This window comes from Kitasatospora sp. NPDC059571, from assembly GCF_042735675.1.
GTDB lineage: Bacteria > Actinomycetota > Actinomycetes > Streptomycetales > Streptomycetaceae > Kitasatospora.
Genome location: NZ_JBHWBW010000006.1, coordinates 14,373 through 41,044, shown reverse-complemented (window position 1 = coordinate 41,044; position 26,672 = coordinate 14,373). Strand labels below are relative to the sequence as shown.

The 26,672-nt window shown below is 74.8% G+C and carries 24 protein-coding genes, 1 pseudogene and 1 riboswitch; of the genes and pseudogenes, 15 read left to right on the top strand and 10 right to left on the bottom strand.

Annotated features, from left to right (window positions below):
- The first annotated feature begins 199 nt into the window (after positions 1-199).
- The 3 genes and pseudogenes from ACFV0G_RS02250 to ACFV0G_RS02240 all read left to right on the top strand — a co-directional run.
- Entirely contained in the window at positions 200-1,171 is a 972-nt protein-coding gene (locus ACFV0G_RS02250; RefSeq protein ID WP_380540175.1) for an aldo/keto reductase, read from the top strand.
- Between the two features lie 140 nt (positions 1,172-1,311).
- Entirely contained in the window at positions 1,312-2,232 is a 921-nt protein-coding gene (locus ACFV0G_RS02245) for a diiron oxygenase (RefSeq protein ID WP_380540172.1), read from the top strand.
- Between the two features lie 32 nt (positions 2,233-2,264).
- A pseudogene (locus ACFV0G_RS02240) lies at positions 2,265-2,792 on the top strand (C39 family peptidase); the annotation flags it as partial.
- 166 nt (positions 2,793-2,958) lie between these two features.
- On the opposite strand, the gene ACFV0G_RS02235 reads toward ACFV0G_RS02240, so the two are convergent.
- Both ACFV0G_RS02235 and ACFV0G_RS02230 read right to left on the bottom strand, forming a co-directional pair.
- The gene (locus ACFV0G_RS02235) at positions 2,959-3,405 is read right to left on the bottom strand and encodes a hypothetical protein (protein WP_380540199.1); all 447 of its coding nucleotides are present in this window, start codon (positions 3,403-3,405) and stop codon (positions 2,959-2,961) included.
- A 583-nt stretch (positions 3,406-3,988) separates the two neighbouring features.
- Positions 3,989-5,926 carry a glycoside hydrolase family 3 protein gene (locus tag ACFV0G_RS02230; RefSeq protein ID WP_380540169.1) on the bottom strand — a complete coding sequence of 646 codons (1,938 nt, stop codon included), beginning with the start codon at positions 5,924-5,926 and terminating at the stop codon, positions 3,989-3,991.
- Between the two features lie 243 nt (positions 5,927-6,169).
- On the opposite strand from ACFV0G_RS02230, the gene ACFV0G_RS02225 reads away from it, so the two are divergent.
- Complete coding sequence (locus tag ACFV0G_RS02225) at positions 6,170-6,832, top strand: TetR family transcriptional regulator (RefSeq protein ID WP_380540166.1); 663 nt, start codon at positions 6,170-6,172, stop codon at positions 6,830-6,832.
- Between the two features lie 47 nt (positions 6,833-6,879).
- Here the strand turns inward: ACFV0G_RS02225 and ACFV0G_RS02220 are convergent, their stop codons facing one another.
- Positions 6,880-7,425 carry an NUDIX domain-containing protein gene (locus ACFV0G_RS02220; RefSeq protein ID WP_380540164.1) on the bottom strand — a complete coding sequence of 182 codons (546 nt, stop codon included), beginning with the start codon at positions 7,423-7,425 and terminating at the stop codon, positions 6,880-6,882.
- 114 nt (positions 7,426-7,539) lie between these two features.
- Here ACFV0G_RS02220 and ACFV0G_RS02215 point away from each other — a divergent pair, with 114 nt between their 5' ends.
- The 3 genes from ACFV0G_RS02215 to ACFV0G_RS02205 all read left to right on the top strand — a co-directional run bounded on the left by ACFV0G_RS02215 (position 7,540) and on the right by ACFV0G_RS02205 (position 9,082).
- Positions 7,540-8,088 carry a hypothetical protein gene (locus ACFV0G_RS02215; protein ID WP_380540162.1) on the top strand — a complete coding sequence of 183 codons (549 nt, stop codon included), beginning with the start codon at positions 7,540-7,542 and terminating at the stop codon, positions 8,086-8,088.
- A gap of 38 nt (positions 8,089-8,126) precedes the next feature.
- Positions 8,127-8,459: a SpoIIE family protein phosphatase gene (locus ACFV0G_RS02210; protein ID WP_380540159.1), complete on the top strand. Its 333-nt coding sequence runs from the start codon at positions 8,127-8,129 to the stop codon at positions 8,457-8,459.
- 92 nt (positions 8,460-8,551) lie between these two features.
- Complete coding sequence (locus tag ACFV0G_RS02205; protein WP_380540156.1) at positions 8,552-9,082, top strand: hypothetical protein; 531 nt, start codon at positions 8,552-8,554, stop codon at positions 9,080-9,082.
- 82 nt (positions 9,083-9,164) lie between these two features.
- Here the strand turns inward: ACFV0G_RS02205 and ACFV0G_RS02200 are convergent, their stop codons facing one another.
- Positions 9,165-10,475 (bottom strand): NRAMP family divalent metal transporter, encoded by a 1,311-nt coding sequence (locus tag ACFV0G_RS02200; RefSeq protein ID WP_380540153.1) that lies wholly within the window; start codon positions 10,473-10,475, stop codon positions 9,165-9,167.
- A complete protein-coding gene (locus ACFV0G_RS02195; protein WP_380540150.1) occupies positions 10,472-11,818 on the bottom strand; it encodes a magnesium transporter MgtE N-terminal domain-containing protein in 1,347 nt (448 codons plus the stop codon). The genes ACFV0G_RS02200 and ACFV0G_RS02195 overlap by 4 nt, the downstream gene beginning before the upstream one ends.
- Positions 11,819-12,161: 343 nt before the next feature.
- Positions 12,162-12,336: riboswitch (M-box (ykoK) riboswitch) on the bottom strand.
- 495 nt (positions 12,337-12,831) lie between these two features.
- Between ACFV0G_RS02195 and ACFV0G_RS02190 the strand changes: the two genes are divergently transcribed.
- Complete coding sequence (locus ACFV0G_RS02190) at positions 12,832-14,592, top strand: cation:proton antiporter (RefSeq protein ID WP_380540147.1); 1,761 nt, start codon at positions 12,832-12,834, stop codon at positions 14,590-14,592.
- 16 nt (positions 14,593-14,608) lie between these two features.
- Here ACFV0G_RS02190 and ACFV0G_RS02185 read toward each other — a convergent pair whose 3' ends face one another.
- Positions 14,609-15,049 (bottom strand): hypothetical protein, encoded by a 441-nt coding sequence (locus ACFV0G_RS02185; protein WP_380540144.1) that lies wholly within the window; start codon positions 15,047-15,049, stop codon positions 14,609-14,611.
- Positions 15,050-15,194: 145 nt separating this feature from the next.
- On the bottom strand, positions 15,195-16,538 hold the full coding sequence (locus ACFV0G_RS02180) for a hypothetical protein (RefSeq protein ID WP_380540141.1): 1,344 nt from the start codon (positions 16,536-16,538) through the stop codon (positions 15,195-15,197).
- Between the two features lie 459 nt (positions 16,539-16,997).
- On the opposite strand from ACFV0G_RS02180, the gene ACFV0G_RS02175 reads away from it, so the two are divergent.
- The 5 genes from ACFV0G_RS02175 to ACFV0G_RS02155 all read left to right on the top strand — a co-directional run bounded on the left by ACFV0G_RS02175 (position 16,998) and on the right by ACFV0G_RS02155 (position 21,877).
- Positions 16,998-18,431 (top strand): DUF2252 domain-containing protein, encoded by a 1,434-nt coding sequence (locus ACFV0G_RS02175; RefSeq protein WP_380540138.1) that lies wholly within the window; start codon positions 16,998-17,000, stop codon positions 18,429-18,431.
- A gap of 169 nt (positions 18,432-18,600) precedes the next feature.
- The gene (locus ACFV0G_RS02170; RefSeq protein WP_380540136.1) at positions 18,601-19,944 is read left to right on the top strand and encodes a chloride channel protein; all 1,344 of its coding nucleotides are present in this window, start codon (positions 18,601-18,603) and stop codon (positions 19,942-19,944) included.
- Between the two features lie 109 nt (positions 19,945-20,053).
- A complete protein-coding gene (locus ACFV0G_RS02165; protein ID WP_380540133.1) occupies positions 20,054-20,662 on the top strand; it encodes a hypothetical protein in 609 nt (202 codons plus the stop codon).
- Positions 20,663-20,717: 55 nt separating this feature from the next.
- Complete coding sequence (locus tag ACFV0G_RS02160) at positions 20,718-21,533, top strand: maleylpyruvate isomerase family mycothiol-dependent enzyme (RefSeq protein ID WP_380540130.1); 816 nt, start codon at positions 20,718-20,720, stop codon at positions 21,531-21,533.
- 131 nt (positions 21,534-21,664) lie between these two features.
- Positions 21,665-21,877, top strand: coding sequence for a hypothetical protein (locus ACFV0G_RS02155; RefSeq protein ID WP_380540127.1), 213 nt, complete (start codon positions 21,665-21,667; stop codon positions 21,875-21,877).
- 44 nt (positions 21,878-21,921) lie between these two features.
- Here the strand turns inward: ACFV0G_RS02155 and ACFV0G_RS02150 are convergent, their stop codons facing one another.
- Both ACFV0G_RS02150 and ACFV0G_RS02145 read right to left on the bottom strand, forming a co-directional pair.
- Complete coding sequence (locus ACFV0G_RS02150; RefSeq protein WP_380540196.1) at positions 21,922-23,661, bottom strand: SpoIIE family protein phosphatase; 1,740 nt, start codon at positions 23,659-23,661, stop codon at positions 21,922-21,924.
- Between the two features lie 419 nt (positions 23,662-24,080).
- Positions 24,081-24,752: an enoyl-CoA hydratase-related protein gene (locus tag ACFV0G_RS02145; RefSeq protein ID WP_380540124.1), complete on the bottom strand. Its 672-nt coding sequence runs from the start codon at positions 24,750-24,752 to the stop codon at positions 24,081-24,083.
- 256 nt (positions 24,753-25,008) lie between these two features.
- On the opposite strand from ACFV0G_RS02145, the gene pth reads away from it, so the two are divergent.
- Entirely contained in the window at positions 25,009-25,599 is a 591-nt protein-coding gene (gene pth / locus ACFV0G_RS02140; protein ID WP_380540120.1) for an aminoacyl-tRNA hydrolase, read from the top strand.
- A 34-nt stretch (positions 25,600-25,633) separates the two neighbouring features.
- Here the strand turns inward: pth and ACFV0G_RS02135 are convergent, their stop codons facing one another.
- Positions 25,634-25,957 carry a MazG-like family protein gene (locus tag ACFV0G_RS02135; protein ID WP_380540117.1) on the bottom strand — a complete coding sequence of 108 codons (324 nt, stop codon included), beginning with the start codon at positions 25,955-25,957 and terminating at the stop codon, positions 25,634-25,636.
- A gap of 174 nt (positions 25,958-26,131) precedes the next feature.
- Between ACFV0G_RS02135 and ACFV0G_RS02130 the strand changes: the two genes are divergently transcribed.
- Positions 26,132-26,656 carry a hypothetical protein gene (locus ACFV0G_RS02130; protein WP_380540114.1) on the top strand — a complete coding sequence of 175 codons (525 nt, stop codon included), beginning with the start codon at positions 26,132-26,134 and terminating at the stop codon, positions 26,654-26,656.
- Positions 26,657-26,672 lie beyond the last annotated feature (16 nt).

Genomic DNA, 26,672 nt, shown 5'->3' with positions numbered 1-26,672 from the left:
GCCCGCGCCGCGCCGCGGTGGGTGGCGCTGGGGCGGGGGGCCCCCCCCCCCCGGGGGGGGGCCCGGGGGGCGGTCCCCCGCGGGCGGCGGCCCCCGCACCGGGCCGGCCGCCGACCGGAATCGATCCGCCGACCGGAATTGATCTGTCGGCCGAACGAAATGCTGGACAGTGCGCCCGGGGTGACGGAGGGTGGGCGCCATGGAGTTCACCCATCTCGGCCGCACCGGCCTGACCGTCTCCCGCCTCTGCCTCGGCACCATGAACTTCGGTCCGCACACCGAGGAGGCGGACGCCCACCGGATCATGGACGCCGCCCACGACGCGGGCATCAACTTCTTCGACACCGCCAACGTCTACGGCTGGGGCGAGAACAAGGGCCGCACCGAGGAGATCATCGGCACCTGGTTCGCCCGCGGCGGCGGCCGCCGCGAGCGGACGGTGATCGCCACCAAGCTGTACGGCGACATGGGGGAGTGGCCCAACGAGGGCCGGCTCTCCGCGCTCAACATCCGCCGCGCGGTGGACGCCAGCCTGAAGCGCCTGCAGACCGACCACATCGACCTCTACCAGATGCACCACATCGACCGGGCCACTCCGTGGGAGGAGATCTGGCAGGCGATGGAGGTGCTGACCACTCAGGGCAAGATCATCTACGTCGGCTCCAGCAACTTCGCCGGCTGGCACATCGCCCGCGCCCAGGAGACCGCCCGGGCCCGCAACTTCCTCGGCCTGACCAGCGAGCAGTCGCTGTACAACCTGCTGGAGCGCAGCGTCGAGCTGGAGGTGCTGCCCGCCGCGCAGCACTACGGCCTCGGCCTGATCCCGTGGTCCCCGCTGCACGGCGGCCTGCTCGGCGGGGTGCTGCGCAAGGAGCGCGAGGGCGTGCGCCGCACCTCGGGCCGGGCCGCGGAGACCCTGGAGTCGCACCGCGAGCAGATCCAGGCGTTCGAGGACCTCGCCGCCGAGCTCGGCCACGAGCCGGGCGACGTGGCGCTGGCCTGGCTGCTCTCCCGGGAGGGCGTCACCGCGCCGATCGTCGGCCCGCGCACCCTGGACCAGTTGCACGCGGCCGTCCGCGCGCTGGAGGTGACGCTGGACCAGAAGGCGCTGGACCGCCTGGACGAGATCTTCCCGGGCCACCGCACCGCCCCGGAGGACTACGCCTGGTAGTCCGGCCGCCCCGTCGGTCCGCTGAGGCCCGCCCCGTCGCAGCGGGGCGGGCCTTTTCGCGGAGCGAGTTATTGACGGTCAATCTAATACGGTCTACGGTCTCGGCAGACCCCCACCCGAGCGACCGAGGAGCCGACCCCATGGCGACCACCGCGCGCAAGGCCACCACCGCCGTCCTGGAGGAGCGGGACCGGCAGCGCCGGCGCACCGCCGAACGCCTCCTCGCCTCCTCCGCCAAGCTCTCCTTCGACCCCCTGAAGGACATCGACTGGGACGCCGACCCCGTCCCCGGCGCCCACTACATCGCCCCCGAGCACACCTCGCTCTACGGCACCGAGCTCTGGGCCGGCCTGACCGAGGAGCAGCGGATCGAGCTGGGCAAGCACGAGGTGGCCAGCGTCGCCAGCGTCGGCATCTGGTTCGAGGAGATCCTGATGCAGATGCTGCTGCGGCACGCCTTCGACCGCGACCCCACCACCGCGCACGTCCAGTACGCGCTCACCGAGATCGCCGACGAGTGCCGGCACTCCGTCATGTTCGCCCGGATGATCGCGAAGATGGGCGCCCCGGCGTACGGTGCCGGACGGGTCGGCCACGAGCTGGGCCGGGTGTTCAAGGCGGTCTCCACGCACAGCCAGACCTTCGGCGGCACCATGTACGTCGAGGAGATCCTGGACGCCTTCCAGCGCCAGATGATGAACGACGAGTCGCTGCAGCCGCTCGTCCGGCAGGTCTCCCGGATCCACGTCATCGAGGAGGCCCGCCACATCAGCTACGCCCGCGAGGAACTCCAGCGCCAGGACCTCGGCCCCGTGCGCCGCCGGGTCGAGCAGCTGCTGATGGGCGTGGTGATCTACGTCGCCACCACCCGGCTGATCCACCCGCAGGTCTACGCCGCGGTCGGCATCGACCCCGAGGAGGGCCGCCGCGCCGCCCGCCGCAACCCGCACTGGCGGGCCGCCAAGACCGGGATGGCGGCCAAGGTCGTCGGCGTCCTCGACCGGGCCGGCCTGGTCGGCCGCACCAACCGCTGGCTGCTGCGCGGAGCGGGCATTCTCTGACGGGGGGGGCTGCGGGCGCGTGCCGCGCGGGGGTGCGCAAGAATGATCATGTGCAGCCGATCAGCCACCCGGTCCCGTACTACTCCCAGTGGGAGTCCCCCGAACTCGTCCCGGACATCATCGCCGGCACCGTCGAGGCGGACGACGACCCGCGCTGGGAGCAGTCCGGCGCACCGGACCGCGACGAGTACGCGTACTGGTCGTGGCGCGCCTGCGGCATGGCCTGCCTGCGGATGGCGCTCGACCACTGGTGGGGGGTGGCCCCGCCGATCGTCTCGCTGGCCGAGGAGGCCCGCAGCGCCGGCGCCTACGTCCGGCACCCCGACGGGCGGCTCGACGGCCTGATCCACGCGCCGTTCGCCGCCTACGCCCGCGACCGCTGGGGCCTGTACGCGCAGGCGGTCGCCCCGCTGCCCGCCGAGGACCTGGCCGGCCACCTGGCCGCCGGCCGGCTGCCGATGATCTCCGTCCACCCGTCCGTCCGCACCCTCGACCCGGCGCCGCCGCGCACCGGGGGCCACCTCGTGCTGGCCGTCGGCGCCGACGAGGAGGCGCTCTCCGTCCACAACCCGTCCGGTTTCCCCGGCCAGTCGCAGGAGTTCGCCCGGATCCCCTGGGCCGACCTCGACCGCTTCTACGCCGGCCGCGGGGGGGGGGGCGGCCCCCCCCACCGGGCTACGGCCCACAGGACACGGGCCTACAGGACACGCCGCACCAGCAGCGGGATCAGAGCGACGCGGACCCCGCACGACGACGACGCACCGCGACCACCGTCGCACCCGCACCACCGAGCAGCAGCGCCGACGCACCCAGCACATCCGTACCGGCCGCACCCAGACCGCCACCACCCGCGTGCACCCCGCCCCGCGGGTCCGACCCGTGCTCACCCTTCTTGTCCTCGTGCGCCTTCGGGTCCGCCGAGGCCTTCGGGTCCGACGCACCCGACTTGCCGTCCTCGTGCGCCTTCACGTCCTTCTCACCCGCACCCGCCGGCCGGTCGTCCGACACCATCGCCAGGAACCCGCCACCCGCGTGCACCCCACCCTTCGGGTCCGCACCGTGCCCGCCCTTCTTGTCCTCACCCTTCTTCTCCTCGTGCGCCTTCCCCTCGTCCTTCTTCCCCTCGTCCTTCTTCCCCTCGTCCATCCGGCCCGCCGGGTCGTCCGCCGTCATCGCCAGCGCACCACCACCCGCATGCACCCCACCCCGCGGGTCCGACCCGTGCTCACCCTTCTTGTCCTCACCCTTCTTGTCCTCACCCTGACGAGGGTCCGACTGCCCCGCACTCACACCCGGCTTCCCATCCGCCCGGTGGCCGTCCTCCGCGAACGCCGCACCCCCACCGGCAAGCACCAGCGAAGCCGACAACGCCGCACCAACCACCAGCACACGAGTAGAACGCATCAGAACAACACCCTTCCAAAGCCACCCGATCGCCAACAGAACGTCAGCTCGTCCACTCAGGCAGCCACCTCACCAACCGTCAGACCACCCACCCCCAACCCGCCACCCGAAAACCCCCGACCCGCCACCCCACTAGCCCGTCCGAGCCCCCACACCCGCCGAACGAGGGAATACCGACCATCCCCGTCCGGCCGCTCCCGGGTGGGGTGAGTCGTCGTCAAACTGCGGGTGCAGAGGGTCGGCGCAGGGCACGGGCGGGTGCAGCGACAGGGGCCGGCGCGGTCGTCCGAGGACGCCGGGCCGGCCCCTGTGCCGCCGCCGGGGTCGGCCGACGGCTGCTGGGTGCCACCGGTCAGCGGTGGAGGGTCAGCCCGTAGCCGAAGGGGAACAGCGGGTCGTAGTTCCGGTCGCCGACGTTGATCGGCTCCTGGGCCTCGCTGCGTGGCCAGCTGACGGGCAGTTTGCCGGTGAAGGCCTGCTTGCCGAACAGCACGTCGGCGACTCCCTCGCCCTCGCTTCCGGGCAGCCAGGACATGACGAAGGCGTCGGTCTTCGGCAGTTCGTCGGTGATGATCTGCGGGCGGCCGGCCACGTCGAGGACGACGCAGGTGGGGATGGTGCCGCAGACGCGGTCGACCGCGGCGCGGTCGGCGGCGGAGATCGCCAGGGTGTGGCCGTTGCCGACGTCGCCGACGCCCTCGGCGTACGGGGTCTCGCCGATGACGACCACGCCGACGTCGTAGCCGTCGGTCGGTGCGGAGGCGTCGCGGCTGTAGGTGGTGGCCGGTGCGGCGGCCCGGATGCCCTGGAGGACGGTGCTGCCGGGGATCGTGCTGCCGGAGCCGCCCTGCCAGGTGACGGTCCATCCGCCGGCCTGGTTGCCGATGTCGTCGGCGTTGGCACCAGCGACGTAGATCTTCTGGTTGGCCTTCAGCGGGAGGGCGTGGCCGGTGTTCTTCAGCAGGACCTGCGACTCGGCGACGGCCCGGCGGGCCACGGCGCGGTGGGCGGCGGAGCCGACGGTGCCGGCGTTGCGCCGGTCGGTGAAGGGGTGCTCGAACAGGCCGAGCTCGAACTTGGCCCGCAGGATCCGGCGCACCGCGTCGTCGATCCGGCTCTGCGGCACCCGGCCGGCCCGTGCCTCGGCGAGCAGCGTCTGCTCGAACTGCGGGGCGCTGTACGGCTCCATGAACATGTCCAGGCCGGCGTCGACCGCGGTGCGGACCTGGGCGGCGTAGTCGCCGGGCAGCTGGTGGATGGCCTCCCAGTCGCTGATGAGGAAGCCGTCGAAGCCGATCTTCTGCTTGAGGACGTCGGTCAGCAGTTCCTTGTTCGCGCTCATCTTGACCGGGTTGCCGACGCCGTCCTCCGTCCAGTCGACGCTGGAGAAGGACGGCATGATGCTGCCGGCGTGGTGCTGCTGGACCGCGGTGACGTACGGGGCGAGGTCGACGGTCCGGAAGTGCTCGTGGTCGGTGACCGTGACGCCCTGGTCGAGGGTGTAGCTGCCACTGGTGGAGGAGCCGTACGCGGTGTCGCCGTCGCCTGCGAAGTGCTTGACGGTGGCCAGGACCCGGTCCGGGCGCGCCAGGTCGGACCGGCCGTTGCCCTGGAAGCCGTCGAGCGCGGTCTCCATCCGGGAGACCAGGGCCGGGTCCTCGCCGAAGCTCTCGTAGGTGCGGCCCCAGCGGTCGTCGCGGGCGACGCAGACGCACGGTGCGAACACCCACTGCGGGCCGGTGGCCCGGGTCTCGGTGGCGGTGATGCGCTCGGCCTGCTCGACCAGCGCGGGGTCGCGGGTCGCGCCCATCGCGATGTTGTGCGGGAAGACGGTCGCGCCGACCAGGTTGCCGTGGCCGTGCACCGAGTCGACGCCGTACAGCAGCGGGATGTGCAGCCGGGTGTCGAGGGCGCGCTGCTGGTACGCGTCCACCATGTCCGCCCAGGCGGCGGGGGTGTTCGGGGTCGGGGTGGAACCGCCGCCGGAGAGCAGCGAGCCGAGGCCGAGGCCGGTGATCTGCGCCCGGTCGCCGTCGACCGCGTTCCGCTCGGCCTGGGTCATCTGGCCGACCTTCTCCTCCAGGGTCATCCTGCCCAGGAGGTCCCGTACGCGCTGCTCGACCGGCAGCCGCGCGTCGAGGTACGGCAGCGGACGGTGCCCGGCGGCGGGGGCGGTCTGGGCGGCGCCGGCGGGCACCGCTCCCGCGGTGAGGGCCGCGGCGAGCACCGCGGCCCCGAGCAGGGTCCGTCCGCGCGGGCGGCCGGCCGTGGTCGGCAGGGATGTCCTCATCGAGTCTCTCCGTCTCACAGTGGATGGCGGAACAGGCGCACAGGCGCGCCCGACAGCGGCCGCGGGGCCCCTGCCGAGGGTGTGGACGTGCTGCGACGGCTGACATGCAATCAGACCTACCGACCACTTGGTAAGTGTCATGCGCGACTAAATTCAGAGCGTGACGAATCACCCGCCGACGGGGGTGGCGAAGCCCGCTCCGGGGCGGCCGGGCGGTGCCGGACGCGCGAGTACACTGCGCCGATGAGTGTCGACAGCAGCAGCGAACGGGCCGTGGCCGCCGGTCCGGTACCGCGGGCCCGCGTGCCGCGCCCCGAGAGCGCCCGCCGCCGCGAGGAGATCCTCGCCATCGCGATGGAGACCTTCGCGACCCGGGGCTACCACAACGCCTCGCTGGCCGAGATCGCCGAACGTGCCGGGCTCACCCAGGCCGGTCTGCTGCACCACTTCCGCTCGAAGACCGCGCTGCTCAGCAGCGTCCTGGAGCTGCGCGACAACTCCGAGATCGAACAGCTGGGCCCGGAGCGGCCGCACGGCCTGGCCTTCCTGGACCACCTGGTCGACACCGTCCGGCGCAACGCCGAGCGCGAGGGCATCGTGCGGCTGTACACGGTGCTCTCCGCCGAGAGCGTCACCGAGGGCCACCCCGCCCAGGAGTTCTTCCGGCGCCGGTACGAGGGGCTGCGCGCCATGGTGGCCGAGGCGCTGCGCGAGGCCTGCGACCTGGGCGAGACCCGGGCCGACCTGGACGTCGAGGGGGTGGCCGCGGCGATCGTCGCCGTGATGGACGGCCTCCAGGTGCAGTGGCTGCTCGCCCCGCGGTCGGTGGCGATGGCGGACACCACCCGCCGCACCATCGACGCCCTGCTCGCCGGCCTGCGGACCAGCACCGGGCCGGCGGACTGACGTTCCGGCACCTGCCGCAGCGTCACCGGTCGCAGCCGGCCGCCGGTTCAGCCCGGCAGGTCGCGGGCCGCCCGCAGGATCGCCGCCACGCTCCCCGCCTCGGTGATCTCCCCGTCGAGGACCAGCGCGGCCGCGCCCGCCAGCGTCGTCCGGTGCACGGTCAGGAACTCCTCCTCGGCGTCGCGGTCGATCCGGCCCGGCCCGAGCCCGGTGGCGAGGTACAGGTGGGTGGCGGCCGCCGTACTGGCCGGCAGCGGATGGACCACCCCCAACCGACGCCATCGGCTCGCCCGCCGGCCGGTCTCCTCCTCCAGCTCCCGCGCGGCCGCCGCCCGGGGATCCTCACCGGGCTCCACTCCGCCGCCCGGCAGGTGCTTCATCCGGCGGCCCGTCAGATAGAAGCCGTCCTCGACCAGGAGCAGCGTGCCGTCGTCCTCGATCGCGACCACCCGCACCGCGTCGGCCACCTGGACGTGCTCGTACACCATGGGCCCCCCGGGCCCCTCGATGCTGTCCGCCACCAACCGCAGGTACGGCCCCTCGTGCACCACCCGCCGCGCCAGCCGCCGCCAGCCCCCACCGTCCGCCGCCATTCCCCGCCTCCTCCACCGCGCCCGGACCCAGTCCACCACCCCGGCCACCACCCCCACAACGCCGCCGCGCAGAACCCGGTGGACACCCGGGGCGGCCCCGCCGACGATGGGCCGGTGACGACCGACGGGTGGCGCCGCTACCGCTACGTGGGCCCGGCAGGGCTGCGCGCCACTGTCCGGCCGGGGGCGGAGGGGTGCCCGATCGGCTCGTACGGCGATCTCGACGCCTGGGCCGCCGAGCACGGCACGGCCGAACCGTTCACCTTCGTCGTCGACACCGCGGGCCGGCTGCTGCTGGCACCGCGCCGCAGCGAACACATCGCCTGCGCGGGCGGCCGCCCGGTCCTCGCCGCCGGCGAGATCGGCTTCGTACGGCAGGCCGCCGGGTGGCAGGTGAGCGAGGTGACCAACCAGTCGACCGGGTACTGCCCCGATCTCCCCTGCTGGACGGCCGTCGCCCGGGCACTGGACCGCGCGGGCCTGGCCCGGCCGGAGGGCTTCACCCACGAGGTGGTGTTCCGCCGCTGCCCGTCCTGCCGGCGGATCGGCATCGTCCGCGACGAGGACTACCACTGCGTCTTCTGCGACACCGCCGTACCCCGCACCTGGAACGTGACGCCGGACGGCCCTGAGATCCGTTCTGCACCCGGGAGCCGCCGGTAAGGGAAAGAAGGGACTTCTGTGCCTTACTCACTCCCTATGTGGCCGGGAGGCTGGAAGGGAAGCGACGAGTCGGCCTGCCGTCCCTGCTCCCGCTGGGCCTCGGCTCGCTCGGCGGCCACACCCCGGTCCCGCACCGCATCCCGCTGCCCGAGCAGGACATGCTGCTCCTGTACACCGACGGCCTCACCGAGGCGCGCAACGCCTCCGGCGACTTCTATCCGCTCGCCGACCGCCTCGCCGCCCGCCGCCCGACCGCCCCGGACGGTCTCGTCGCCACGGTCAGCGCCGATGTCCGGGACTGGACCCACCATCTCGCCGACGACATCGCCCTGATCGCCGTGGAGCGGCCCGCGGCCGCGGCGCGCTGCTGACGCAGCGGCAGGACCCGTCACCGGCGCGCCGCCGGGCCCGGGATAGGGTGCCGGAGCGCCGGAGGACGTCCGGTCCGACGACGGGGAGCAGTGTGGGCAGGTACGGCACGGCGGCCGCAGGGATGCTGGCGGCCGGGGCGGCGGCGTTCGCCGCCGGGTGCTCCGGTCAGGCGGAGGCCGGGACGGCGTACGCGTCGGACTACGCCAACCACCGGCATCTGAAGGTGGTCGGCTATCCCGCGGTCGACACCCTGCAGCTGACCCAGCAGGCGGTCTGGCGGATGGCCGACGGCGAGACCGAGCGGCTGGCGGCGCTGGCGGGCCCGGACGGCTCGGCCGACGAGCACCGGGCGACCGCCGCCAACTGGGTCGCCGCGTTCGGGCGGGGCGCCCGGGGTGAGGTCACCGCGGAGTTCTACGACGCCGGTGAGGACCGGCAGACCGTGGTGCTGTACTTCCACGACACCGGCCAGGTGAAGGACTTCCGGATGCGGCTCGCCGGGCACGCGGGCGCCGACGGGATGCGGCTGTCGATGCGCGAGGCCGACCCGGGGCAGGCATCGGCCGCGCCGACCTGGGCGCCGTCCGCACCGGGCGCCGGGGACTCCGGCCGGATCGGCTGACCCGCCGCACTCCGGCGGCGCGGCGGGCCCGGTGCGGTGCGGCCCGGTGCGGCCCGGTGCGGTGCGGTGCGGTGCGATGCGATCAGCCGATGCCGAACCAGCCGAGCACGGTCTGCACGAGGAGCACCGTGGACATCGCCGCGACGCCGACCACGACCGCGGTGGCCGCGATCCGGTAGCGCGGCCCGTTGGCGGCGGCGCCGAGCACCGAGCGGCGGTTGGTGAGGACCAGCAGGTAGACCAGCACGACCGGGCTGATCAGGCCCTGCAGGACCTGAGTGCCGATGAGCAGCTGGATGACGTTCACCGGGGTGAGCGCGACCGCCGCGCCGAGGGCGATCTGCGCGGTGAACACGCCGAGGAAGAGCGGCGCGTCGCGGAAGCTGCGGGAGACCGAGCGCTCCACGCCGGCCGCCTCGCCGATCGCGTAGCTCGCGGACAGCGGGACGACGGCGCCGGCCAGCGCGGAGGCCCCGATCAGCCCGAACGCGAACAGCAGCTCGGCCCCCTGCCCGGCGACCGGCCTGAGCGCCTCGGCGGCCTGGGCAGCGGACTGCAGCGGCCCGCTGCCGCCGATCGCGGACGCCGTGGCGATGATGATGGTCAGGCTGATCACGCAGGCGAACACCGCGCCGAGGACGGCGTCGGCCCGGATCAGCTTGTAGTCCTCCGGCTTGGCCCCGCGGTCGACCACGCCGGCCGCGGCGTAGAACTGCATGTACGGGCTGACGGTGGTGCCGATCAGGGCCACCGCGAGCAGCACGAAGGCCTTGCTCGGCTGGACGTGCGGCACGACCAGGTGCGCGCCGACGTCGCCCCAGTGCGGGTGGCCGAGCACCATGGCGACCGGATAGGCGAAGAACGCCAGCGACATCACCAGGAAGATCCGCTCGGCCCACTTGTAGGAGCCGAACAGGACCAGCGACCAGAGCAGTACGGCGGCCGGCGGCACGACCGCCCACTTGGGCACGCCCAGCAGTTCGAAGGCGGCCCCGATGCCGGCGAACTCGCTGACCACCAGGCCGGTGTTGGCGAGCAGCAGGCAGCCGACGGCGAGCGCGGTCAGCCGGAGGCTGAACTGCTCGCGGATCAGCGCGCCGAGGCCCTTGCCGGTATGGGCGCCGAGCCGGACGGCCATCTCCTGGACCATCACCAGCGCGACGGTGACCAGGACCATGAAGAACAGCGTCCCGTAGGTGAACTGGGAGCCGGCGCCGGCGTAGGTCGCGATGCCGGCGGCGTCGTTGCCGGCGTTGGCGGCGACCAGGCCGGGCCCGGCGACCATGGCGACGGCGGCGATCCGGCGCAGCCCCCGGCGGCGGGGCGCGGCCGTGCCCCCGGTGGCGGCGGCGGCCGCGGCGGGCGCCGCTGTGGTGTCGAGGTCGCTGGTCACGAGAAGAGCCTCCGGAAGTGCAGGCGCCCGCGCTCGGGCAGCAGGGCGTCGAGGATGTCGTCGGCGAGGACCCGGCCGAGCGGGCGTCCCGCGTCGTCGACCACCAGCAGCGAGGAGGTGCGGGCGGCGACCAGCCGGTCGGCGGCCTCGGCCAGCCGGGTCTCCGGGGGCACGGTGACGGGAGGGCCGAACTGCTCCAGCCAGGCGACCAGGTCGGACACCAGCGCGGCGTCCTCGGCGACCGCGAGGTCGAACAGCGCGATGTCGCCGATCAGCCGGCCGTCCTCGTCCAGCACGGCGACGCCGGGGATCTCGGTGCGGTGCTCGGCCTGCCCGGCGAGCTCCGCGCGGACGTCGGCGACGCTCTGCCCGGGCCGGGCGGTCACCAGCAGGGTGGTCATCGCCCCGCCGGCGGTGCCCTCGCGGTGGGCGAGCAGTCCGCGCAGTTCGTCGGCCTCGGCGGAGGGCATCCGGGCGAGCAGCCGCTCCCGCTCCCCGGGCTTCAGGTCGCGCAGGGCGTCCGCGGCCTCGTCCGGCTCCATCTCGTCCACCAGCCGGGCGGCGTGCTCCGGCGGTGCCTCGCGCAGCAGGTTCTCCAGCTCGGCCGGCTCCATCTCCTCCAGGGCGTCGGCGGCGTGCTCCGGTTCGAGCCAGCCCAGCAGCTGCTGCCGCTCGGCGCGGCCGAGGTCCTCCAGGATGTCGGCGAGGTCGGCCGGGCGGAGCCGGTGCAGGGCGGTGCGGGAGGCGCGGAGCCGGACCTCCGCGGGGCCGTGGGTGGCCTGCTCGCCGAACGGGGCTACGGCCTGCCAGTCGAGCACGCGATCCGGGGTGGGGCGGGCCTGCCAGCGGCGCGGGCCGAGTCGGCGCAGCAGGGTGGGCAGCGAGACGTCCACGCCGACCAGGACGGTCCGCTCGGCGAGCGGTGCGAGGTAGAGGTCGGCGGCGCGGGTGACCTGGACGCCGTCCACGTCGACCAGCTGGTGGTCCATCACGTCGCGGGCGAGCAGCACCTCGCCGGGGCGGCGGCTGAACTCGCGCAGGTCGACCCGGGCGGTGCGCAGCCGGACCCGGCCGGCCTCCAGCCGGCCGATCCGGTCGGCGGCGAGGAAGGCGCGGCGGCGGCCGATCCGGATGATGAGGCCGGTGACCGGGGGGTACGGGTCGGGGCCGTACAGGCGGGCGACGACGTCGACGACGCGGCCGACCTCCTCGCCGGCCTGGTTGGCGACCGGGCCGCCGATCAGTCCGGCGAGCGAGACGAGCGAGCCGCGGACCGTCCGGGAGGCGGTGGTCCGGCGGTCGGCGACGGCCCTGCGGTCGCGCAGGCGGGCCGTGGTGGACATGAGGAGAGTCTGGGCAGGCACGATGAACACCCCCTTGCCCCGGGATGACGGGGCAGCGGGCAGCACGGGTCGCCTGCCTCGGCCGACCGGCGCCGGGCCGTGTCGGCCGGACGGCAGCGGCACGGCGGACCGGCTGTCGGGCCGCGCGGCGGCGGGTTGCCGCGCGCGGGCCGGCGGGGCCGGTGCGTGGTCAGGTGAGGCGGGGCTCTTCCGCGCCGCGGGACGACGAGGACACCACGGGGAGGGGCCGACTATGACCCGGACTACTGTCCATCCCGCCTCCTCCCGGTCCCGGCCGCGAACGTGTCGCGGCGGCGCGGCAATAGAGGGCCGGGACGTCCCCGGCGCACCCCCACTCGTCAGAGCTTTGGCACTCCACGGCGTGTCCCCGCGCGGGCGGGGAAGCCACTTGGGATCACCCCTTGGGCCGGGGAGACCTGTCCTGATCCGGAGCGTCTCTCGACGGGTGGGATCAGTGGCCTGTGTCCGTGAAGACGCCTCACCGAACGAGGTGTCTGTTCAAACCGCGACAAGGATAGGCCCCGACCGTGCCCTGCGCCCAATCCTTGACCCGCGCTTGACCCCGCGGCGGGTGCGCGGCGGCGGCCGGGTGACGCCGGCCCGAACTCCCGGCGAACGATCCGCGCAGGGGCGGAGGCGCGGCGGCGGGTCGCCGGCGCGCTGGGCCGTCGGGGGGACGGGTGTCCCTCCGACGGCCCAGCGGTGCGAGCCGGAGCCTGCGGCCGGGTCGCGGCCGCGGCAGGCTGGCGCCCGCGGGGGCGTCGACCGGTCCCCCGCCCGCGACGCCCGCGGCGGCCGGACCCACCACTGCCGAGGCCCGCATGAACCGTGCAGCACCGCTCCTGCTCTACCGGCCGGCCACCCGCGGGGTGCCGGAGCCGCCGACCGAGGCCGACGTGGCACCGCAGCGGGGCAGCGATGGCCCCTGACCGGGTGGCAGCGGCGGCCTCCGCAGGCCGGCCGGGCCGGCGGACGGGCGGGGAGGCGCGGTCATGACGTCCGATCAGATCCTGGGCGGCCTCGCCCTCATCGTCGTGCTCGCGGCGGTGTCGCAACTGGTGGCGAACCGGCTGCGGATCCCGGCACTGCTGATCCTGCTGCCGGTGGGCTTCACCGCGGGTGCGCTCACCGACACGGTCAACCCCGAGCGGCTGCTGGGCAATGCGTTCTCCCCGCTGGTGTCGCTGGCGGTGGCGATCATCCTCTACGAGGCGGGTCTGGGCCTGGACCTGCGGCGGTTCCGCGGGCACACCCGGCGGGTGGTGATCCGCCTGCTGTGGTTCGGCACGCTGGCCACCGGCCTGTCGGCGGCGCTGTTCGCGGAGCCGGTGCTGGACATGTCGCGGCGCTCCGCGGTGATGCTCGGCGCGATCCTGGTCGTCTCCGGTCCGACCGTGGTCGGGCCGCTGCTGAACTTCGTCCGGCCGACCGAGCGCCTGCAGCGGATCCTGGTCTGGGAGGGCACGCTGATCGACCCGGTGGGCGCCACGCTGGGCGCGCTGGTCTTCCACGCGGTGCTCTCCTCCAACCGGGGCGGGATCGGCAGCCGGATCCGGCAGTTCACCGAGAGCACGGCGCTCGGCCTGGTCGGGGGCGCACTGGGCGCCTGGCTCCTCTGGCTGGCGCTGCGGTACCTGCGGCTGAACGAGGTGCTCGGCACCACCGCGCAACTGGCCGCGGTGCTGGGCATCGCGGCCGGCTGCGACCTGCTCCGCGACGACACCGGCCTGATCGCGGCGGTCGTCATGGGGATGGCCATGGCGAACCTGCCGGGCATCGACCTCCCGGCCCGGCGGCCGTTCCTGGAGACCCTGGTCTCGCTGGTGATCGGCCTGCTGTTCATCTCCATCTCGGCGACCGTGACCCCGCAGTCGCTGCGCAGCGTGCTGTGGCCGGCGATCGGCCTGGTCGCGCTGCTGGTCCTGGTGGTCCGTCCGCTGGTGGCGCTGGTGTCCACGGCCGGCACCGACCTGCCGCGCGGCGAGCGGGCGTTCATCGGCTGGATGGCGCCGCGCGGCATCGTCGCCGCGGCCACCGCCTCGACGTTCGCGGCGACCCTGGTTCGGAACGGCGTCCCGGGCGCCGAACGGATCCTGCCCGCGACCTTCCTGGTGATCGTGGCCACCGTGATGCTGTACGGCCTGACGGCGTTCCGGGTCGCGGAGCGGCTCAAGGTGCTGCGCCCGGCCCGGTCCCGGCCGCTGCTGGTCGGCGGCGAGGCGTGGGCGGTCGACCTGGGGCGGGCGCTGCGCTCGCTCGGCCTGGACGTCCTGATGTGGGCGGGCGCGGACGGGCAGCGCGCCCGGATCACCGCGGCGGGCCTGGAGCTCGCGCCGGGCGAACTGCTCGCGGCGGCCACCGGCGCCGGGGCGGAGCTGGAGGGCATCACCGGGGTGCTGCTGCTCACCGAGGAGGACGACTTCAACGCGCTGGCGTCGGTGACGCTCCGGGAGAGCGTCGAGGGGCCGGTCTACCGGCTGGGGACGCCGCCGGGCAGCGAGGGCGTGGTGGCGCCGTACACCGGCGGCGAGTCGCTGTTCGGCGGCGGGCTGACCGGTCCGGAGCTGGCCCGCCGGTACGCCGCCGGGGCGCGGATCGTGACCCGCCCGGTCGGCGACGGGGTGCCGGCCGGCCACCAGGTCCTGTTCCTGGTCCGGCCCGACGGGCAGCTGGCGCCCGCCACCGAGTCCCGGGTGCCCGTCCCGGGCGCCGGGGACCACGCCGTGCTGCTCGGCCCGCCGGCCGCACCGTAGGCCGCGGCGCCGTGGGTCAGGGCGGGCCGGCGGAGCGCTCGGCCGCGGCGACGAGGCCGGTCAGCTCGGCCTCGGTGAGCCGCAGTTCGTCGGCGATCGCGACGAACAGCCGGAGCGCGTACGCCTGGACCTCGTCCTCGGGGATCCGGGCGATCGCGGCGGTGTCGCCGGCCGCCCAGCTGGTCACCGAGTACGCCGTGGCCGCCGAGTAGGGGCGGCCCGCGACGTCCGAGCGCCGGCGGGCGGCGAACCTGACCATCCGCCACGGCGGGGCGGGTCGGCCGAACATCCGCTGCACGGCCAGCCGGAGGGCCTCCGCGGTGACCGCGGCCCGCCGCGCCCGGGCCGCGGGGTCGGCGGACCGTTCGGCGCGCAGCCGCCGCACCTCGGCCTCCCGCCGGGCGGCCAGCGCCAGCAGCATTCGCCCGTCGGCCGTCAGCGGTTCGTGTTCCGTCATCCGCGCCGCCCCCGATCGCCCGCTCCCCCGTGCGGTCCCGGCAGTCCCGCCCGTTCCACGAGTGCCCGGTTCGCGCCCGGATTATCCGCGGGCAGCCGGAACCGGTCCGCGGATCACGGACCGGCCGCCGGCTGCGCGGGCTCGCTCAGGGGTGCGCGGGCGGTGGGGCCCCGGTGCCGGGACCCGCTCCGGTGTCCAGGAGCTCCCTGATCGCGAAGGCGATCAGCACCACGACGGTGATCCACACCACCACGGCCGAGGTCGGGTAGCTCCAGGTGGCCAGGATGATCGCGGCGACCGCCAGGATCGCGGCCCCGATCCACCGCTTGAACCGGTGCACGAACGGGCCGACCGGCCCGAGCTTCATGCCGAGCGAGAACAGGGCGTCGCGGATCGACCCGATCACCCGCCGGCACGCGGTGCGGATCGCCACCGCGGGCCGGGACGGGCCGATCAGGAACGCCCCGAGCGCCATGATCACGGCGACCGCGAAGACCGCGCGCACCCCCGCCCGCATGAACCGCACCAGCGTGTCGTACACCGTGCCGGCCGCCGCCTGGTTGGCGCCCGGCGGCAGATGGTCGAGGTAGAACGCCCGGAAGACGGTCAGCATCACGCCCAGCAGCAGCATCGCCAGCGCCACCCCGATGCCCGCGCCGATCAGCGCCCGCCGCCGGTTGACGGCGAGGAACACGCCGGCCGCGGCGATCAGCACCACGATCACCGGCAGCCAGTTGCCCATGATCTCCAGGATCCGGAAGTACGTCTTGACCTTGCCGATGTCCTTGGAGGCGAAGACCACGAAGTTGGTGTGCACGTCCGGGATCTTCGCGGCGACGGCCAGGCCGGAGTTCACCAGTTCGGTCTTCACCTTCGCCACGATCGGTGCGATGTCGATGGAGACCTGGTTGTTCTCCAGTTTCACCGCGCCGCCGCCCTTGCCGGTGAGCGCTTTGTCCAGGGCTGTATGGATCAGCCGGTTGGCCTGCACCCAGATCGTCGCGAACTGGTCGCTGGAGACCACCTTGTGCACGGTCGAGCTGACCAGGTCGGTCAGGCCGCTGGTGATCGGGCCGCTCAGGCCGCCGATCAGCTGGGCGGCCTGCGGCGGCACGCCCTGCTGCGCCGCTGCGTCGGAGAGCTGCTTGACCAGCCCCTTGACGTCGATCTGGTCCAGCACGACGCCGGTGACCCGGGCGGTGACCGCGTCCTGCACGTCCGGGTCGCTGGCCAGCGGTGCCATGGTCTGCACATACCGGTCGGTGTCACCGACGAAGTTGCTGGTCCACACGGCGAGCACGGCGAGCAGGGACAGCAGGGACGCGATCACGATCAGGATCACGCTGCCGGAGGTGCGCAGCCGGTGGTGCTCCTTGTGCGGCGGCGGGGCGGCCGCCTCCAGGGCGGCGATCCGGGCCTTGAGCGCCTCCACGTCGCCGGTCTCGGAGACCGCCGTGGGCGTGCCGCCCGGCGGCGGTGTCGGGGTCACCGTGGTGGGTGGCTCGGACGGCGGCGGTGTCGGGGGCACGGCCGGCGGGGTGGGCGGCGGGGTGGCCGCTCCCCCCGGGACGGAGCCCGCGGGCTCCGTGGGCCGGCCGTGCTCCGGTCCGCCGGACGCGGGCGGGCCGGCTTCCGGTTCGGAGTCGCTCGACGCCATCACGCTCTCCCTCGGTCGGAGCCTCGGTGACGTCCGGCGGGCCGTGCCCGCCCGGTCGTCCCTCCCAGGAGAAGCCGCAGGCAAGCGGGCCACCACGTGGGAGCGTGCGTACGGGTGGTCCGCCGCCCGGCACGCCAGGGGCCGGGCGGCACGAGAGGCCGGATCCGGAACGGGCCGCGATGATGCGGAGATGGGTGCGTGCGCCGGGCAGCGGGCGCGCCCGAACCGGCGGAGTCCCTCGGTGGGCCGCCGGGCGGACACGACGGCCGAAGGCCGGTCAGGAGGCCCCCGATGCCCCAGGAGTCGACGACGGCGATCCGCGCCGTCCCGCACGCGACACCGGAGGAGCGCGCGGCCCGCGGCCGGGAGGCCCGCCGCCGCACCCCGCGGTCGAGCCATGCGGTGTACGAGCCGGCGAAGCGCCGGCCGGACCCGCTGGCCATCCTGGAAGCCCAGTCGGCCCTCCGGGTGCAGGAGCTCATCCCCATCCGGTACAGCCGGATGAGCGAGTCGCCGTTCCGGTTCTACCGGGGCGCCGCCGCGGTCATGGCGTCGGACCTGGCGGGCTCGCCGGACTCGGGCATCCGGGCCCAGCTCTGCGGCGACGCGCACATGCTGAACTTCCGTCTGCTGGCCTCTCCGGAACGGCAGTTGCTGTTCGACATCAACGACTTCGACGAGACCCTGCCCGGCCCGTGGGAGTGGGACGTCAAGCGGCTGGCGGCCAGCCTGGTGATCGCCGGGCGGGCCAACGGGTTCGACGACAAGGAGCGGGCGACCATCGTGCGGTCGACGGTCCGCTCGTACCGCGAGACGATGATCCGCTTCGCGGGGATGGGCAACCTCGACGTCTGGTACGCCCGGATCGACGAGGCCCGGCTGCGGGCGCTGGCCAGCGAGCGGCTCCACAAGCGCGGGCAGAAGGCCCTGGCCCGCACGCTCGCCAAGGCCCGGTCCAGGGACAACCTCCAGGCCTTCGAGAAGCTCTCCGAGACGGTGGGCGGCACGGTGCGGATCGCCGCCGAACCGCCGCTGCTGGTGCCGATCAGGGACCTGCTGCCGGACGTCGCGCGCGCCGCGCTGGAACGGGAGTTCCGCAGCCTGCTCGAGCGGTACGGGAAGTCGCTGGCCACGGACCGGCGGACCCTGCTGGAGGACTTCCGGCTGGCGGACGTGGCCCGCAAGGTGGTCGGGGTCGGCAGTGTCGGCACCCGCTGCTGGATCTTCCTGCTGCTCGGGCGGGACGGCCAGGACCCGCTGTTCCTGCAGGCGAAGGAGGCCGGCGCCTCCGTGCTGGCCGCCCACGTCGGCGCCAGCAAGTACCGCAACCAGGGCGAGCGGGTGGTCGCCGGCCAGCGGATGATGCAGGCCGCGAGCGACATGTTCCTCGGCTGGGAGCGGGTGGAAGGCATCGACGGCAAACGCCGGGACTTCTACGTCCGGCAGCTGCGCGACTGGAAGGGCATCGTGGTGGCCGAGGAGCTGCTGCCCTCCGGCATGGAGGGCTTCGGCGAGCTCTGCGGCGCCACCCTGGCCCGCGCCCACGCGCGCTCCGGCGACCGGATCGCGATCGCCGCGTACCTCGGTCGCGGCGACGCGTTCGACCGGGCGCTGGTGGAGTTCGCCGAGGCGTACGCGGACCAGAACGAGCGCGACCACCGGGCGCTGGTCGACGCGGTGCGCGCCGGCAGGCTGCCGGCCGAGGAGCCCGCCGGCACGTCCTGACGGCACCGGGGAGGACCGGGGCCGGACTGGACCAGGTGGATGACTGCGCGGGCATCCCCGCGCCCCCGCCCGGGACATGCCGCGGGTGAACGGCCGTCACGTGGTATCCACGTGAGGGGTTCGAACACCGCGGCACCCGGCGGGCCCGACGGGCGAGGAGACGATGCGCATGCCGACCGAACCGGTCGCAGCTCCCACCGGAGCGCCGCAGAACCCCCTGGCGCTCGTCCGCACCCGCGGTTACCTGGTGGTGCTGGTCATCGCGGCCGTGCTCGGCGTGCCGATCTCGATGGCGGCGTTCGGCTTCCTCGCGCTGGTCGACGAGCTCCAGTCGCTGGCCTACAACGAACTGCCGCACGGACTGGGCTTCCACACCGCGCCGAACTGGTGGCCCGTGCCGCTGCTCGCGGTCGCGGGACTGCTGGTCGCACCGGTCATCACCTACCTGCCCGGCGGCGGCGGGCACAAGCCCGCCGAGGGGCTGAAGACCTCCGGCACGCCGTCGGTGGCGATCGTGCCCGGCGTCTTCCTGGCGGCGGTGGCCTCGCTGGCACTCGGCGTCGTCCTCGGCCCGGAGGCGCCGCTCATCGCGATCGGCGGCGGGCTGGCCGTCGGCGCGGTCCGTCTGCTCGGCCGCCGGGCGAGCGGCGCCGTCCCCGTGGTCGGCGCGGCCGGCAGCTTCGCCGCCATCAGCGAACTGCTCGGCTCGCCCCTGCTCGGGGCCTTCCTGCTGATGGAGGCGTCCGGGCTGGGCGGTGCGATGCTCGGCGTGGTGCTCGTCCCCGGCCTGCTCGCGGCCGGCATCGGCTCGCTCATCTTCACCGGCCTCGGGTCGTGGACGGGCCTGGGCACCTACTCGCTCGGGCTGCAGAACGTGCCGACCGCCCCGCGGCCCGGCCTCTCCGAGTTCGGCTGGGCCCTGGTCATCGGCCTGGCGGCCGCGGTGGTCGGCGAGGGGGTCCGGCGCGGTGCGCTCGCCCTCCAGGACCGGGTCGAACGGCGGCGGCTGCTCCTCACCGTGGCGGCCGGCGCAGTCGTCGGCGTGACCGCCCTGGTGTACGCGGAGACCACCGGCCACTCCATCTCCGACGTGCTCTACTCCGGCCAGACCGGGCTGGGGCCGCTCATCGCGGACAGCGCCACGCTCTCCGCCGGCACCCTGGTGATGCTGGTGACGTGCAAGTCGCTGGCGTACTGCGTGTCGCTCAGTGCCTTCCGCGGCGGCCCGGTCTTCCCGTCGATGTACATCGGCGCCGCCGGCGGGCTGGCCTTCTCCCACCTCGCCGGGCTCGACGCCACCACCGGGTTCGCGATGGGCATCGGGGCGATGGGCGTCGCGATGCTGAAGCTCCCGATGACCTCCGTGCTGCTCGCCACCCTGCTGCTCGGGTCGAGCGGCCTCACCGTGATGCCACTGGTCATCGTCGCCGTGGTGGTCTCCTACGTGGTCACGCTCCGGCTCGCCCCGGCACCGGCGCCCGAAGGTGCCGCGCAGCAGCCGCCGGCCGGCTGACGCCGCGTACGCGGCGGACCCCCGCCCGCCGGGGGTCCGGTGCGGCAGTGTAGAAACCTCCTTGCCCCGAACCGCGGGGACGACGCGCACGGCAGGGAGCACGACCGGCATGACCTCCACGCACGACCGGCGGACCGCTCCTCCCGGCACCGGACGGCCGCCGGCGGCCCGGCGGTCGCGGCTGCCGCTCGCCCTGGTCCTCACCGCCACCGCGCTGGCGGGCTGGGCCGCGGCCACCGCGGGCGACTGGAACGCGCCCTGCCAGCCCGACTTCCCCGGCCGCGCGCAGCTGGTCGACGCCCTGCCGACGTTCGCCTGCTTCTCGGTGGAGGGCGACCCGGTCGGCTACACCGTCAAGGTCTCCTACTCGGGCAAGGAGCACGACCCCGAGGAGGCGCTGGCGCTGGCCTACGACGAGGCCGGGGTGTTCTGGAAGCGGTTCCCGTACCCGGTGGAAGAGGTGCGGATCGACACCACAGCGGCGTTCGGCGAGTCGGCGATCGGCCAGGTGTCGTTCACCTCCGACCAGTTGCGCCGACGCTTCGGCGACCGGCCGGAGGGGCTGACGCTCGGCACCGCGCTCCCGGACGGCCCGTTCGACCGGACGCAGGCCGGGCTCTGGGCCGTCTGCGCGGCGGGCGGCGCGACGGCCGTCCTGACGGCCCGCCGCCGGGCGGCGGGCCGGGAGCTGCGGCCCGCCCTCGCTACCGGGCGGTAATCAGGTGCGTCCGGGCTCTGGACAGCGGGGCCGGCGTGCTCCACGATTCACGTCCATGATCCCTGCTCAGACCCCGCCGGACACCGTGCACGGCGAGCTCCTGGACGCCGTCCTCGGCGTGGCCGAGGACACCGCCGCCCTGCTGCGCAGGTGTCCCGACCCGAACCTGCCGATCCCCGGCGCCCGGTGGACGGTCGCCGAGGCGGCGGCCCACCTGGCGCTCGCCAACGAGCTGATGGCCGATCTGGCGGCGGGCGAGCGGCGCAGCTACGGGGACGGCACCCCGGGCTCGCTGGAGGCCGCGAACGACGCCTCGCTGGCCGCGTACGCCGAGCGCGACCCGGCCGTCCTCGCCGAGGGGATCACCCGGCACGCCCGGGCCTTCACCGCAGCCTTCGCGGAGCGGCCGGCCACCGACCCGGTGGACACCCCGCTGGGCCCGATGGACCTCGCCACCCTCGGCGCCTACCTGCTCACCCACATGCTCGGCCACGGCTACGACATCGCCGTCGCGCTGCGCCGCCCGCACATGATCGACCGCCACCGGGTGGCGCTGGCCATGCCGTTCCTGCTGACCGCCATGCCCCGGGTCGTCGATGCGGCCTCCGCGGCGGGCCACAACGCCTGCTACGACCTGCGGGTGCGCGGCGGCGTGCGGTTCACGGTCACCTTCCGGGACGGCACCGCCGAGGTCTCCCCCGAGCCGGCGGCGCGCCCGGACTGCACGATCCTCACCGGGCCGGTGGCGTTCCTGCTGATCGCGCTCGGCCGGTACGGCCCGGTCACCGCCCTGGCCCGCGGCAAGGTGCTCGCCTGGGGCCGCCGGCCGTGGCTCGCCCCCGGCTTCCCGCTGCTGTTCAGGGCGCCGTAGCGGGACGGGGCGGGGCGGGCCGAACCGGACGGACCGGGTCCGCGGGTCTTGACGAACGCGCCCGAGCGGCGAACCCTTCGGTGGGCGGCCACCCGGCCGCAGCCCGCCGGCAGCGAAGGGGACGACGCCCCGTGGTCCTGCACACCGTTCCGCCGTCGCCCGTCCTGGCGGCGGCCCTGCTGCCGCTGCTCGCGCTCGTCCCGGCCGTGGCCTGCATGGTCGACATCTCCCGGCACCCCGACACCCGCTGCTACCCGGCGCGGACCTGGATGGTGATCTGCCTGGTCGGGAACCTCTTCGGGGTGGCCGCGTACCTGAGCTACGGGCGCAGCCTGCGCCGGTGACCGGACGCCCGGGCCGGGGCCCGCCGCCCGGGTTGCGCCGGGGGTCAGCCGGGCTGCTCGGCGTGGACGAGCGGCGGGAGGTGCTGCTCGGTCCAGATGACCTTGCCGGCCGCGGTGTAGCGGGTGCCCCAGCCCGCGGAGAGCTGGGCGACCAGGAAGAGCCCGCGGCCGCCCTCGTCGGTGGCGGAGGAGTAGCGCAGGTGCGGGGACGTGCTGCTGCCGTCGGAGACCTCGCAGACCAGCCGGCGGTCGTACAGCATGCGGACGCCGATCGGCCCGTCGGCGTGGCGCACGGCGTTGGTGACCAGTTCGCTGAGGATGAGCTCGGTGGCGAAGACCAGGGCCTCCAGGCCCCACCGGTGGAGCTGGCGGGTGGCCGTGGCGCGCGCCTCGGCCACCGCGGACGGGTCGGCGGGCACCTCCCACTCCACGATCCGGTCCGGCGGCAGGGCCCGGGTGACGGCGACCAGCAGCGCCACGTCGTCCTCGTGGCGGTCCGGCAGCATCGCCTCCAGCACCGCCCGGCAGGTGTCCTCCGGGCTCCGCAGCGGCGGGGAGAGGGCCTCGCGGAGCAGGTTGAGCCCGATGTCGATGTCCCGTGTCCTGGCCTCCACCAGGCCGTCGGTGTAGAGCACCAGCCGGCTGCCCTCGGGCAGCTCCAGCTCGGCGGTGGTGAACGGCAGGCCGCGGAAGCCCAGCGGCGGGCCGACCGGGGTGTCCGGGATCTCCACCGTGCCGTCGGGGTGCACGAGGACGGCGGGCAGGTGGCCGGCCCGCGCCAGCTGGCAGCGGCGGTTGGTGGGGTCGTAGATGGCGTACAGGCAGGTCGCCCCGACCACCACGTCGGTGCCGCTCGCGGCCTCCTCCTGGTCGATCCGGCTCACCACGTCGTCCAGGTGGGTCAGCAGCTCGTCCGGCGGCAGGTCCAGGGAGGAGAAGTTGTGCACGGCGGTGCGCAGCCGGCCCATGGTGGCGGCGGCGTGCAGGCCGTGCCCGACCACGTCGCCGACGACCAGGGCGACCCGGGCGCCGGACAGCGGGATGACGTCGAACCAGTCGCCGCCGACGCCCGCGTGCGCCGGCAGGTAGCGGTAGGCGGCGTCGACGGCGTTCTGCTCGGGCAGGCCGCGCGGCAGCAGGCTGCGCTGGAGGGTCATCGCCATGGCGTGGCTGCCGGTGATGGCGGCGGTGAGCTGCTCCTGGGTGGTGTAGCGGGCCTCGTAGACGCCGTTGTTCCGTCCGAGGCGCAGCACCGCGACCCGGTCGGCGACCGCCTGGACGTCGTCGAGGTTGTGGCTGACGAGGACGACCGCATGGCCGTGGTCGCGAAGGCGCCTGATCAGGTCCAGCGTCTGCGCGGTCTGTTCCAGGCCGAGGGCGGCGGTCGGCTCGTCGAGGATCACCAGATCGGGGCTGCCGATCAGGGCACGGGCGATCGCGACGGCCTGCCGCTGGCCGCCGGAGAGCGAGGCGATCGGGATCCGCAGGCTGGGGAGGCGGGCGGAGATTCGTTCCAGCACGGCGCGCGAGCGCCGCTCCATCTCCACCTCCTGCAGCAGGCCGAGACGGCGCAGTTCGCGGCCGAGGAAGAGGTTGGCGACCGCGTCGAGCTGGTCGCAGAGGGCGAGGTCCTGGTAGACGGTCGCGATGCCGATCCGCTGGGCGTCGTGCGGCCGCCGGAGGTCGACCGGGCGCCCGCGCCACACCATCCGGCCGTCGTCCGGCTGGTGGACACCGGAAATGATCTTGACCAGGGTGGACTTGCCGGCTCCGTTGTCCCCCACCAGGGCGACGATCTCACCGGCCCCGATGTCCAGGTTCACCGCGTCGAGGGCCTGGAGTGTGCCGAAGCGCTTGGAGATCCCGCGGAGCGACAACAGGGGCTCGCGGGCCACCTGACCACCTCCCTCCTGTGCGCCGCGCCGGTCTCCTGCGGTGAGTCTGCCCGTCCGGCGGGCCCGAGCGCGGCACCAACGCGCCGCGCCGGGCTCGACCGGGTTCCGGGAGCCGCCGGGCGGGGGCGGTGCCGGCCGGGGCCGGTGAGGTGGTCCGGCGGCGCAGGACGGCGGGCGCACCTCCGGGCCTCCGGTGGTGGGGGTCGGGGGGGGGGGGGGGGGGGGCGGGGGGGGGGTGGTGGGGGGGGGGGGGCGCCGGGGGGCGCCCCGCGGGGGGGGGCCGGGGGGGCCCCCCCCCCCCGGCGGGCTCAGCCGAGCGCGATGTCCTTCTCGCCCAGTGCCGCCAGCACCGGGGCGTACATCCGGGCCTTGATCGTGCCGACGGTGGGGCCGGCCTTGGCGGTGTGGGCGGCTGCGAGCTCGACGGCGGTCCGCCGGACGGCGTCCTCGTCGGCGGTGCGGTCGACGATCCCGGCGGTGAGGGCGTCGTGGCCGCCGTAGCGGCGGGCGGTGACCATCGACTCGTGGGCGCTCTGCGGTGTGAGCCGGGCCTGGATCAGCGCGGACATGCCGTGGGTGAAGGGGATGTTGATCTCCGCCTCCGGCAGGCACCAGAAGCCGCGGTCGCCGCGCATCACCCGGAAGTCGTGGGCCAGTGAGAGCATCGCGCCGGCCGCGAAAGTGTGGCCCTGGAGGGCCGCCACGGTGACCATCGGCAGCGTCAGCACGCGGGCGAAGAGGTCCTGAACGCCGGTGACGTACGTGCCCGCCTGGTCGGCGTGGGAGAACAGCCAGTCCAGGTCGAGGCCGTTGGAGAAGAACTTGCCGGTGGCCGCGGTGACCAGGGCGCGCGGCCCGTCGGCCTTCTCCACCTCGTCGAGCAGGGCGTTGACGGCGGCGAGCCAGTCCGGGTGGAAGCGGTTCTCGGTGTCGCCGATGTCGAGGACGAAGACGTCGCCCTGACGGTCGAGGCTGGGCATGGCTACTCCTTCACGGGGTGGGGCGCCGGTGCACGGGCCACGGCCGTGCGGGGGTGGCCCGGGCCGCGATGCTACCACCCGGTAACTTCACTGGGGCAGGCCCGATATGAACGGCCCGGCGACCCGGCACACCGGCCCGTGAGCGGCCCGCCGAACGGCCGGGTCCGGGGGCCGGCACCTGCACTGACCAGGCACAGTAGGCTGCCGTGCCGGCCCGGGCGCTCCGGCGGCACCGACGAGCGGGGGGATCCGCAGCATGACGACCGACGAGCGGTGGCTGGTCGCGGGGCTCGGCAACCCGGGCCCGTGGTTCCGCGGGACCCGCCACAACGCGGGATTCCTGGTGGTCGACCACCTGGCGCAACGGCACGGGGCGGAGTTCCGGACGCACCGGCTCAGCGCCCGGGTCGCGGAGATCGCGATCGGCGGCCGCCGGGTCGTCCTGGCCAAGCCCCAGTGGTCGATCAACCTGTCGGGCGGCCCGGTCGCGGCGCTCCTGCGGATCCACGGCATCCCGACCGACCGGCTGCTCCTCGTCCAGGACGACCTGGACTTCCCGTTCGGCACGGTGCGGCTCAAGCGCGGCGGCGGCCCGGGCGGCCACAACGGGGTCCGGTCGGTCGGCGACCGGCTGGGCTCGCGCGACCATCTGCGGCTGCGGCTCGGCATCGGCCGGCCGCCCAAGGGCCGCCCGGTCGGCGACTTCGTCCTCGGCCGGTTCTCGACCGAGGAGCAGGCCGGGCTCCCGGCGCTCCTGGACCGGTGCGCGGACGCCGTCGGCGCGCTCGTCGAGCGGGGGCCGGCCGCGGCCCGGGACGGGCTGTCCGCCACCGGCACCGCCGCCTGAGCCGACCCGGCCGGCGGCGTACGCCTCCTACCCGTCAGGCCTCGTCCGCCGGACCGCGGCGGGCGTCGAGCCGGCGTACGTGCTCGGCCAGCTGCTGCTCCGGGTCGCCACCCATCCGGGCCAGCAGCACGAGGCCGGTGACCACCACGTCGCAGGCCTCGGCCCGGACGTCGTCCCAGGTGTGGGAGTACCCCTTGCGGGGGTTCTCCCCGAGCGCGCCGATCGCGGCCTCCGCGACCTCGCCGACCTCCTCCTGCAGCTTCACGACCTGGACCAGCCAGCTCTGCTCGCCCTGCCGCGCCGAACGCGCGTCGAGCTCCGCGGCGATGGCCCTGATGCTCCCCCAGATGTCCGTCACGGCACCGATGATGGCGCCGCCGGCAGGGCCGCGCCAAGCCGGGCGGTTCCGGGACCACCCGGCCGAAGGCGCCGATTTCGATCACGCCGGCCTCCACCGGGCACACCCGCCCGGGCGGACGGCGGCCGTTGGACTCGCGGGGAAATACGGCGGTTCGACCGCTATGGTGCCCGGGTGGGTGATTCTGCTGCCCCGTCCGGCCGGCCGGACGGCCGGAACCGCCGGGGCCCGGCCCGGACGGACTACGCCGGCGCGGTCTACGGGTCGCTGCTCGCCGCCTCGGTCGTCGCCACGGCGGGCGCCGCGGGCTCCTTCCCCCGCGTCCAGCTGGTGGTGCTGCTGCTCGTGACCGGCGCGGTGTTCTGGGCCGCGCACGTCTACGCCCAGCTCGCCGGCGAGCGGCTGGTCGGCCAGCGGCTGAGTTGGCGCGAGATCCGCCGGGTGGCCCGGCACGAACGGTCCATCGTGGAGGCCGCCGTGCTGCCCGCCGCCGCCGTGGCGATCAGCCCGCTGCTCGGGCTCGACCTCGCCGGAACGGCCTGGCTCGGCCTCACGGTCGCGGTCGTCCAACAGGTCGGCTGGGCCACCCTCGGCGCGGTCCGGGCCGGCGCCACCCCCCGCCTCGCCGCCGTGGAGGGTCTGGGCAACCTGGTCCTCGGCCTGATCCTGATCGCAGCCAAGGCGGCGCTCGGCCACTGAGGCAGGCGCGATCCGA